Source organism: Azospirillum himalayense, from assembly GCF_042657465.1.
Taxonomy (GTDB): Bacteria; Pseudomonadota; Alphaproteobacteria; order Azospirillales; family Azospirillaceae; genus Azospirillum; species Azospirillum himalayense.
The window spans coordinates 95,067-103,219 of record NZ_JBHSLC010000011.1 but is presented as its reverse complement, the minus strand read 5'-3'; the positions used below and the strand labels follow the sequence as shown (position 1 = coordinate 103,219).

The 8,153-nt window shown below is 68.5% G+C and carries 10 protein-coding genes; 7 read left to right on the top strand and 3 right to left on the bottom strand.

What is annotated here, in order from left to right:
* Positions 1 to 586, top strand: a 586-nt coding sequence (locus ACFPMG_RS09340; protein ID WP_376994883.1) for a methyl-accepting chemotaxis protein, incomplete at its 5' end; no start/stop codon positions are given.
* A gap of 101 nt (positions 587 to 687) precedes the next feature.
* The gene (locus ACFPMG_RS09335; RefSeq protein WP_376994882.1) at positions 688 to 1,050 is read left to right on the top strand and encodes a hypothetical protein; all 363 of its coding nucleotides are present in this window, start codon (positions 688 to 690) and stop codon (positions 1,048 to 1,050) included.
* A 194-nt stretch (positions 1,051 to 1,244) separates the two neighbouring features.
* Here the strand turns inward: ACFPMG_RS09335 and ACFPMG_RS09330 are convergent, their stop codons facing one another.
* Positions 1,245 to 1,802, bottom strand: coding sequence for a hypothetical protein (locus ACFPMG_RS09330; RefSeq protein WP_376994881.1), 558 nt, complete (start codon positions 1,800 to 1,802; stop codon positions 1,245 to 1,247).
* 67 nt (positions 1,803 to 1,869) lie between these two features.
* The gene (locus tag ACFPMG_RS09325) at positions 1,870 to 2,865 is read right to left on the bottom strand and encodes a cation diffusion facilitator family transporter (protein ID WP_376994880.1); all 996 of its coding nucleotides are present in this window, start codon (positions 2,863 to 2,865) and stop codon (positions 1,870 to 1,872) included.
* A gap of 187 nt (positions 2,866 to 3,052) precedes the next feature.
* Between ACFPMG_RS09325 and ACFPMG_RS09320 the strand changes: the two genes are divergently transcribed.
* The 5 genes from ACFPMG_RS09320 (at position 3,053) to accC (ending at position 7,107) form a co-directional block, all read left to right on the top strand.
* On the top strand, positions 3,053 to 4,516 hold the full coding sequence (locus tag ACFPMG_RS09320) for a dynamin family protein (RefSeq protein ID WP_376994879.1): 1,464 nt from the start codon (positions 3,053 to 3,055) through the stop codon (positions 4,514 to 4,516).
* Positions 4,513 to 4,695, top strand: coding sequence for a hypothetical protein (locus ACFPMG_RS09315; RefSeq protein WP_376994878.1), 183 nt, complete (start codon positions 4,513 to 4,515; stop codon positions 4,693 to 4,695). Before ACFPMG_RS09320 ends, ACFPMG_RS09315 begins: the two co-directional genes overlap by 4 nt.
* A gap of 125 nt (positions 4,696 to 4,820) precedes the next feature.
* Positions 4,821 to 5,270 (top strand): type II 3-dehydroquinate dehydratase, encoded by a 450-nt coding sequence (gene aroQ, locus ACFPMG_RS09310; protein WP_014241158.1) that lies wholly within the window; start codon positions 4,821 to 4,823, stop codon positions 5,268 to 5,270.
* Positions 5,271 to 5,293: 23 nt separating this feature from the next.
* Positions 5,294 to 5,743 (top strand): acetyl-CoA carboxylase biotin carboxyl carrier protein, encoded by a 450-nt coding sequence (gene accB, locus ACFPMG_RS09305; protein ID WP_376994877.1) that lies wholly within the window; start codon positions 5,294 to 5,296, stop codon positions 5,741 to 5,743.
* 20 nt (positions 5,744 to 5,763) lie between these two features.
* A complete protein-coding gene (gene accC, locus ACFPMG_RS09300) occupies positions 5,764 to 7,107 on the top strand; it encodes an acetyl-CoA carboxylase biotin carboxylase subunit (protein WP_014241156.1) in 1,344 nt (447 codons plus the stop codon).
* A 277-nt stretch (positions 7,108 to 7,384) separates the two neighbouring features.
* Here the strand turns inward: accC and ACFPMG_RS09295 are convergent, their stop codons facing one another.
* Positions 7,385 to 8,038 carry a ribonuclease T2 family protein gene (locus ACFPMG_RS09295; RefSeq protein WP_376994876.1) on the bottom strand — a complete coding sequence of 218 codons (654 nt, stop codon included), beginning with the start codon at positions 8,036 to 8,038 and terminating at the stop codon, positions 7,385 to 7,387.
* Between the last annotated feature and the right edge of the window lie 115 nt (positions 8,039 to 8,153).

The following is an 8,153-nucleotide window of genomic DNA, read 5'->3' as shown; positions in this document are numbered from 1 at the left end:
CGGGCGCGGCTTCGCCGTGGTGGCCCAGGAGGTGCGCAACCTTGCCCAGCGCTCCGCCCAGGCGTCCAAGGAGATCAAGGGCCTGATCCTGGACAGCGACAGCCAGGTGAAGGACGGGGTGGAGCTTGTCAAGAAGGCCGGCGACGCGCTGGAGGGCATCGTGTCGGGCGTCCAGCAGGTCGCCGGGCTGATCGCCGAGATGGCCTCCGCCTCCTCGGAGCAGGCGGCGGCGCTCGACGAGATCAACGCCACCGTCTCGCAGATGGACGAGATGACCCAGAAGAACGCCGCGCTCGTCGAGGAAACCACCGCCGCCGCCCAGTCGCTCGCCAACCAGGCGACGGACCTGCGCTCGCTGGTCAGCTTCTTCAAGCTGGACGCTGCGGCGTTCGCGGCGGCTCCGGCCGTCCATCATGGCGGGGCATCCCAGGCTCTGCGGCGCAGCATCGCCCCGACCAAGCCGGCCCCCGCCAAGCCGGTCGCGCGCAAGGCAGCGCCGGCGGCCCGTCCGGTGGCGGCGGGCAAGACGGCCTCGGCGACTCTGCAGCGCGCCTCCGCCGACGAGGATGATTGGAAGGAGTTCTGATCGGAGCACGCTAAAAAGCATGCGATGGAAAGGGCGGCGCGGACGTTTGTCAGGGTAGGCCATCACACCGGCCTCATCCATCAACCGGGAGTGACGAACCCATGACCGCGCGCCGCCTCATCCCCGTAAGTCTCGTGGCGCCTCTGTTCCTTGCCGGCGCCCTGTGGACGGTGCCGGCAGGCGCCGACGACACGCCGCCTCCGCCCGGCACCGCGCCATCGACTCCGGGCACGCCCAGCACGCCGGGCGAGCAAGCCCGCCAGGGGGTTGAACTGCTGATGAAGGCTCTGGAGGGCTGGGTGCGGCAGGTGCCGATGTTCGCTCCCCCCGAAGTCACGCCGGAGGGCGACATCGTCATCCGGCGGCTCGACCGGTCCCGTCCGGCACTGCCCAATCCGCCGCCGGTCGAACGGGCGCTGCCGAAGTCCGAGCCGCCTGTGCCGAACGCCCCGACCGACCTCTAGAGCGATGGCAAAGCCCGATACAGACCGTCACGCAGCGCTCCGGCGCGGATTGCCAAGCGTGGCGTAGCCCCCGAACAGCCTTAACGCTTCCTTAATTCATAGTTAATAGCGCGTTAACGACCGTTTGCCGGCCGAACAGAGGCCGTAAGGGCTGGACTGCGTGACGCCCTGTATCGGCCTTCGCGGGCCGCCGCTCAGCCGGGGTACCAGGGACCTCCCGGGCGGGCGAAACCCTCGACCTGATCGCGCAGCTTCTGGATTTGCGACGGGGTGAGAGCAACGCCGAGCCGTGCGGCGAAGGCGGCGGCGAGGGCGCCGCGCGTCGGGCGCTCCCCCCGCTCCGACAGGCTGCGGTACAGCTCGAACGCCGCGGCGTAGCGCCGCAACGCGTCCGGGCGGCGGCGCAACTGGGCCGCCTGCGGGGTGGTGACGGACTCCAGATGGGCTTCCAGGCGGTGCAGGGCGTCCGCCGCCGACAGGGCCGGCAGGGGAACGGGCGGCTCGGGTTGCGGCTCGGGCCGGCCGATGGCCGCCTTGGCGCGGTGCCGCCGCTGGCGCAGCCGGTCTTCGTTGCGCAGCCGCTCCGCATAGGCGGGGTCGCTGCGCCGCCGCTCGGTGCGGGCGCGGTTGGCGCGGGCGTTGCGCTCCTCCCGGTCCGCGCGGCTCTGCGGATCGCTGAGCAGGAAGGAGAGTTCCTCCGCGGTCAGGCGCAGGGAATCGGTGTCGGTGTCAGCGTCGTTTTCGGCAGTCATGCCGAAAGCAACGTTTCAGGCACCGATTCCGATCCAGCCGACCACAGAAGGTCACAGAAGAGGCGCCTCAGGCCGCGTGGTGCATCTCCCGGCCGTCCGGGCAGGGGCCGGTTTCGACCTGGACCGTGGCATGGCCGATGCCGAAGCGTCCGCGCAGGGTCTCGACCAGATCGCGCAGCACTGAGTCGCGGTCGGTTCCCGGAGGCACCACGGCGTGCATGGTCAGCAGCGGCCGTTCCGCCGTCAGGGACCAGACATGGACGTGGTGGATGTCAGTGACCGCCGGTACCGCCTCGTGCAGGGCGCGGCGCAATTCGTCCACGTCGATGCCGACCGGCGTGCCCTCCACCAGGATGTGGGCGCTCTGCCGCACCACCTCCCAGGCGCCGCGCAGGATCAGCAGGGCGACCAGCACCGACAGGATCGGGTCGATGGGTGTCCAGCCGGTCGCCAGGATGATGCCGGCCGCCGCGACCGCCGCCACCGAGCCGAGCAGGTCGCCCAGCACATGCAGGGCGGCGCCGCGGACGTTCAGGTTCTCGCGGTCGCCGCGGTGCAGGATGCAGAAACCGGCGAGGTTGCCCAGCCCGCCCAGCACCGCCACGGCCATCATGGTGCCGCCCAGGACCGGCTGGGGTTCCATCAGCCGCTGCGCCGCCTCCCACAAAATCCAGGCGGAGAGCAGGAACAGGCTGAGGCCGTTGACGAAGGCGGCGAGGACCTGGAGCCGATGGTAGCCGAAGCTGCGCCGCCGGTCGGACGGGCGCCGCCCCAGCCGGAAGGCCAGCCAGGCCAGCGCCAGCGCCGCGGCGTCGGTCAGCATGTGCCCGGCGTCGGCCAGCAGGGCGAGCGACCCGGACAGGACGCCGCCGACCACCTCCACCACCATCAGGCTGGCGGTCATCAGCAGGACCAGCAGGATCCGCCGCTCGCTGTCGGCCGTCACCGTCGCGGTGTGGGCATGTCCGTGGCTGTGGTCATGCCCGTGCTCATGATCATGCCCGTGCTCATGATGCTCGTGATCGTGGTGATGGGCGCCGTGGCCCTGCGGTCCCTGCGTCACTGGCCTGCCCCTTCGCGGTCATGCTTGGAATAGGACGACGGCGTCAGGATAGGACCGATGCTGCGCCGCCGTCACGGCGTTTCCGGTCACGGCGATTTCGCTGTCCATCGCTACGGCGCCTCGTGCTAGAGAATGCCTCCGACACGAGACGTCACCCCAATTCACAGCAGACGGGACCCGGCCGGCCATGACCCCCAGGCAAGCCCTCCAGCAGCGCCTCGCCGCCCTGGACGCGCATCTCCGCGCGGAAAACCCGAACCTCCTCCCGGTCATTCCGACCTTCCGCAATTTCGACCGGGTGCTGGTCCGGCTGGGCCTGCTGGGGCCGCACGAGTCGCTGACCACGCGCATCCCCTGGTGGCCGATGATCGCGGTGCTGGGCACCTTCTCCGCGGGCAAGTCCACCTTCCTCAACGGCTATCTCGGCGCGCCGCTGCAGAACACCGGCAACCAGGCGGTGGACGACAAGTTCACGGTGATCTGCCACGGGCCGGAAACCCGGCGCGAGGCCCTGCCGGGCACCGCGCTGAACGCCGACCCGCGCTTTCCCTTCTACCGGATCGCCGACGAGATCGAGAAGGTTGCGGCGGGCGAGGGCAAGCGCATCGACAACTACCTGCAACTGAAGACGCTGTCCGGTGACCGGGCGCGCGGCAAGATCTTCATCGACTCGCCGGGCTTCGACGCCGACGACCAGCGCCGCTCGGTGCTGCGGCTGGTCGACCACATCGTCGAGCTGTCCGACCTCGTGCTGGTCTTCTTCGATGGACGCCACCCGGAACCGGGGGCGATGCAGGACACGCTGAAGCATCTGGTGGCGAAGACGGTGGACCGCGCCGACGCGCGCAAGGTCTGCTACATCCTGAACCAGATCGACACCACGGCGAAGGAAGACAATCTGGAGGCGGTGTTCGGCGCTTGGCAGCGCGCCATCGCCCAGGCCGGTCTGGTGTCGGGCCGCTTCTACGCGCTCTACGACAGCAAGTCGGCGGTCGCCATCGCCGACGACGCGGTGCGCGCCCGCTACGAGGCGCGACGCGACTCCGACCTCGCCGAACTCCAGGTGCGCATCAACGAGGTGGAGGTCGCCCGCGCCTACCGCATCGTCGGCATGATCGACAGCCTCGTGAAGGAGCTGAAGGGCGAGATCGTCCCGCAGCTCGCCGCGGCGATGAAGCGCTGGCGCAAGCTGGTGCTGATCGGCGACGCGGTGTGGCTGGCCCTGCTCGCCCTGCTGTTCGGCGGGATTGCCAGCCTCGCCGGCGGCGACACGGTGTCGGCCTTCCTGACCTGGCTGACCCAGTCGCAGCCGGTCTGGGCGGGCGGCCTGCCGATCGGCGTGCTGGTCGCGCTGGTGGTGCTGGCCGGTCTGTTCGGCGCCGGCCATTTCTGGCTGCGCTCCTTCCTGGCCCGCCGCGTCGCCCGCAGCCTGCCGGAGCGCTACGGCGACGTCGACCTGAACCTCCAGCAGGGCTTCCTGCGCAACACCCGCTTCTTCCGCTCGATCTTCCGCAGGAAGCCGGTGGGCTGGAGCGGCGGCGCCGAGAAGCGCATCTTCTCCATCCGCGAGGCGGTGGCGGAGCATGTCCAGCGCATCAACGACCTGTTCACCGACCCCGCCGGGCGGCGCAACCGCGCCGCGGCGGAGTGAGCGGGCGCCCGCGGGAGAGGGAAGGGGGCTGGCCCGTCCCCGGGCAGCACCTGATTCTCTCCCGCTCGCTGCCGGAGGCGGCGGCGATCCTGGCCGCCTTCAACGCCGGATTGAAGACGCTGAAGGACGGTGGCGCCATCGAGGAGTTCCTGCGCCGCCATCCGTCCGCCGCGCCGTGAGGCGTTTGGCGCCGAAGGAGGCAGAACACGCCGAATGGGCATAATGTCTGCACCATGCGGCATTGCCAGCGCGACGCAAAGTGCTATAAACGCGCGGACTCGATCTTGGAAAAGGGGCGTGGCCCGTGGCCATCGACGCTTCCGTTCTGGTCCTGAACGGACCGAACCTGAACATGCTGGGCGTGCGCGAACCGCACATTTATGGCTCCATGACGCTCGACGATCTGGAAGGCGCGTGCCAGGAACGCGCCGAACAGCTCGGGCTGGCCATCGACTTCCGGCAGTCGAACCACGAGGGCGAACTTGTTTCCTGGATTCAGCAGGCGCGGACGGAGCATGACGGCATCGTCATCAACGCCGGCGCCTACAGCCACACCTCCGTCGCCATCATGGACGCGCTGATCCTGTCCGAGCTGCCGATCGTCGAGGTGCATCTCTCCAACATCTACAAGCGTGAGGCCATCCGCCACCACTCGCACATTTCCGCGGTGGCCAAGGGGATGATCTGCGGCTTCGGCCCTCACGGGTATCTGCTGGCGCTGGACGCCATGGCGAATATCCTCGAGCGCGACTAAGGAACACGGGAAAAACGAACACCATGGCAAGCTTCGACATCGACGGCGATCTGGTCCGCAAGCTCGCGGATCTCCTGCGTGAGACGGGCTTGAGCGAGATCGAGTTTGCCGAGGGCGAGAAGCGGATCCGCGTCACCCGCCCGACGGCCGCCCAGGCGGTGGCCGTGCACGCTCCGGTCGCCGCTCCCGCCCCCGTTGCGGCTGCGGCCGCCGCCCCGGCGGGCAAGCCCGTCAGCCATCCCGGCGCCATCACCTCGCCGATGGTCGGCACGGCCTACGCCGCGGCCGAGCCGGGCGGCACGCCCTTCGTGCGCGTCGGCGACACGGTGAAGGCCGGCCAGACCGTCCTCATCATCGAGGCGATGAAGGTCATGAACCCCATCAAGGCCCCGCGGGGCGGCACGGTTGTCGAGGTCCTGGTCTCCGACAGCCAGCCGGTGGAGTTCGGCGAAGTCCTTATGATCATCGAGTGAGCGGGGATCATCCCTTGGCGATGTTCGAGAAGGTCCTGATCGCGAACCGCGGTGAGATTGCTCTGCGCATCCACCGCGCCTGCCGCGAGATGGGAATCCAGACCGTGGCGGTGCATTCCACCGCCGACGCCGACGCCATGCACGTCCGCCTCGCGGACGAGAGCGTGTGCATCGGCCCCGCGTCGGCCCGCGAAAGCTACCTGAACATTCCGGCGATCCTGTCGGCGGCGTCGATCACCGGGGCGGACGCGATCCACCCCGGCATCGGCTTCCTGTCGGAGAACGCCCAGTTCGCGGAGATGGTGGAGGAGCACGGCTTCACCTTCATCGGCCCGACCGCGGAGCACATCCGCATCATGGGCGACAAGGTCACCGCGAAGAAGACGGTGATGGAGCAGGGGCTTCCCGTGGTCCCCGGCTCCGACGGCCCGGTGCCGACGCTGGAGGAGGCGGAGAAGATCGGCCGCGAGACCGGCTATCCGATCCTCATCAAGGCGGCGGCGGGCGGCGGCGGCAAGGGCATGAAGGTCGCCCGCAACCCCGACCAGCTCAAGGAAGCCTACCAGCTCGCCCGTGGCGAGGCGCGCGCCGCCTTCGGCAACGACGAGGTCTACATCGAGAAGTATCTCGGCAAGCCCCGGCACATCGAGATCCAGCTTCTCGGCGACGAGCACGGCAACTGCGTGCATTTCGGCGAGCGCGACTGCTCCGTGCAGCGCCGCCACCAGAAGGTCATCGAGGAGGCCCCGTCGCCGGCGCTGAACGCCGAGCAGCGCGCCTTCATCGGCGATCTGGCGGCCAAGACGGCGGCGGCCATCGGCTACCGCGGCGTCGGCACGATGGAGTTCCTGTTCGAGGACGGGCAGTTCTACTTCATCGAGATGAACACCCGCCTGCAGGTCGAGCACACGATCACCGAGATGATCACCGGCATCGATCTGGTGCGCGAGCAGATCCGCGTGGCGACCGGTGCCCCGCTCGGCTACGGCCAGGCGGACATCCGCTTCCAGGGCCATTCGATCGAGTGCCGCGTGAACGCGGAGCATCCGGAGACCTTCATCCCGTCGCCGGGCAAGATCGACGGCTACCACGCGCCGGGCGGCCTGGGCGTGCGCGTCGACTCGGCGCTCTACGACGGCTACCGCATCCCGCCGCACTACGACAGCCTGATCGCCAAGCTGGTCGTCCACGGCACCACCCGCAACGAGTGCCTGATGCGGCTGCGCCGGACGATCGAGGAGTATGTGATCGGCGGCGTCGACACCACGCTGCCCCTGCACCAGCGCATCATCGCGCAGCAGGCCTTCATCGACGGCAACTACGACATCCACTGGCTCGAACAGCTGATGGGCATGAAGAAGTAAGCCGCCGAACGGTTCGCCGAGCGGGTCAATGAAAAGAGCCCTTCTTCCCTGGTGGGGAGGAAGGGCTCTTTCGTTCGTGCGGGTGCCGGATTCTCGGATGACAAGGTCTTCACGGATTTCACGGACCTGGGCACGGATTTCACGGATTTTCATATTTGCACCCAGTACGGCCTGCTCGATCAGCGTGCGCTGAGCAAGCCCAAAGAAATCCGTGTTATCCGTGCTTAAATCCGTGAAATCCGTGGGAACCCTGTTGCCCGCAAGAATCCTCCCCCCGTCACGGCGCCGCGGTCAGCAGGGCGTCGCGGCGGCAGCGGTCGACCACCTTGGCGCCGCAGGGCATGAAGGACAGGTCCTTGTTCAGGCACAGCCGCACCTCGGCCACGTCGCGCTTGGAGCAGACCAGCGCCACCGACTCCGGTTCCAGCCCAGGGTTGGCCTGGACGAACAGGCGTTCCACCTGGGTCGCCGGGACCGACAGGTCGGACTTCGGGGCCTGAAGCGCCTCGGGGATCTTCACCTTGGCGAAGGCCTTGCGGACCTGAGCGAAATAGTCGGTGACGGGCAGGCCGCTGCAGGTGCCGTGCTTCGTCCATTGGTGCACGATCAGCCCGACGCTGGGCATCACCGGCATGGTGGCGTCCACCACGGCGCGGGGGACCGTGCGGTCGCGGGTGCAGGTGGCCGGATAGCCGCCGTTGCTGTACTGCGGCCACAGGCCATGGACGATGAAGCCGAACTTGCGCTCCACCCCGCACTGGTCGGGGTCGGCGTCGCCCTGATTTTTGGCGCAGTGGGTTGGCGACCAGGACAGGCTGAGCACATAGTAGTCGAAGGTGCCGGGCTCCGCCTTGCGCTGCGCCCATGACGCGCCAGTCATCGAGAGAAGCGCAACCACCATGATGGTGATGGCTGACAGAACCGTCTTCATGCTGGAATTCCTTCTAAGAAAACGCCCTCACGTTGCATACCATGGTGGGAGCCGCCTGTCGCGCGGAAGTGGTGCGCTGAGATAACGTTGCGGGGGCGAGGGTGCAAACGGCTAT

What these genes read in the sequence shown, in the direction of transcription:
- ACFPMG_RS09335 (WP_376994882.1), top strand. Translation starts at nt 688, where the DNA reads ATGACCGCGCGCCGCCTCATCCCCGTAAGTCTCGTGGCGCCTCTGTTC.
- ACFPMG_RS09330 (WP_376994881.1), bottom strand. Translation starts at nt 1,802, where the DNA reads ATGACTGCCGAAAACGACGCTGACACCGACACCGATTCCCTGCGCCTG.
- ACFPMG_RS09320 (WP_376994879.1), top strand. Translation starts at nt 3,053, where the DNA reads ATGACCCCCAGGCAAGCCCTCCAGCAGCGCCTCGCCGCCCTGGACGCG.
- accB (WP_376994877.1), top strand. Translation starts at nt 5,294, where the DNA reads ATGGCAAGCTTCGACATCGACGGCGATCTGGTCCGCAAGCTCGCGGAT.
- accC (WP_014241156.1), top strand. Translation starts at nt 5,764, where the DNA reads ATGTTCGAGAAGGTCCTGATCGCGAACCGCGGTGAGATTGCTCTGCGC.
- ACFPMG_RS09295 (WP_376994876.1), bottom strand. Translation starts at nt 8,038, where the DNA reads ATGAAGACGGTTCTGTCAGCCATCACCATCATGGTGGTTGCGCTTCTC.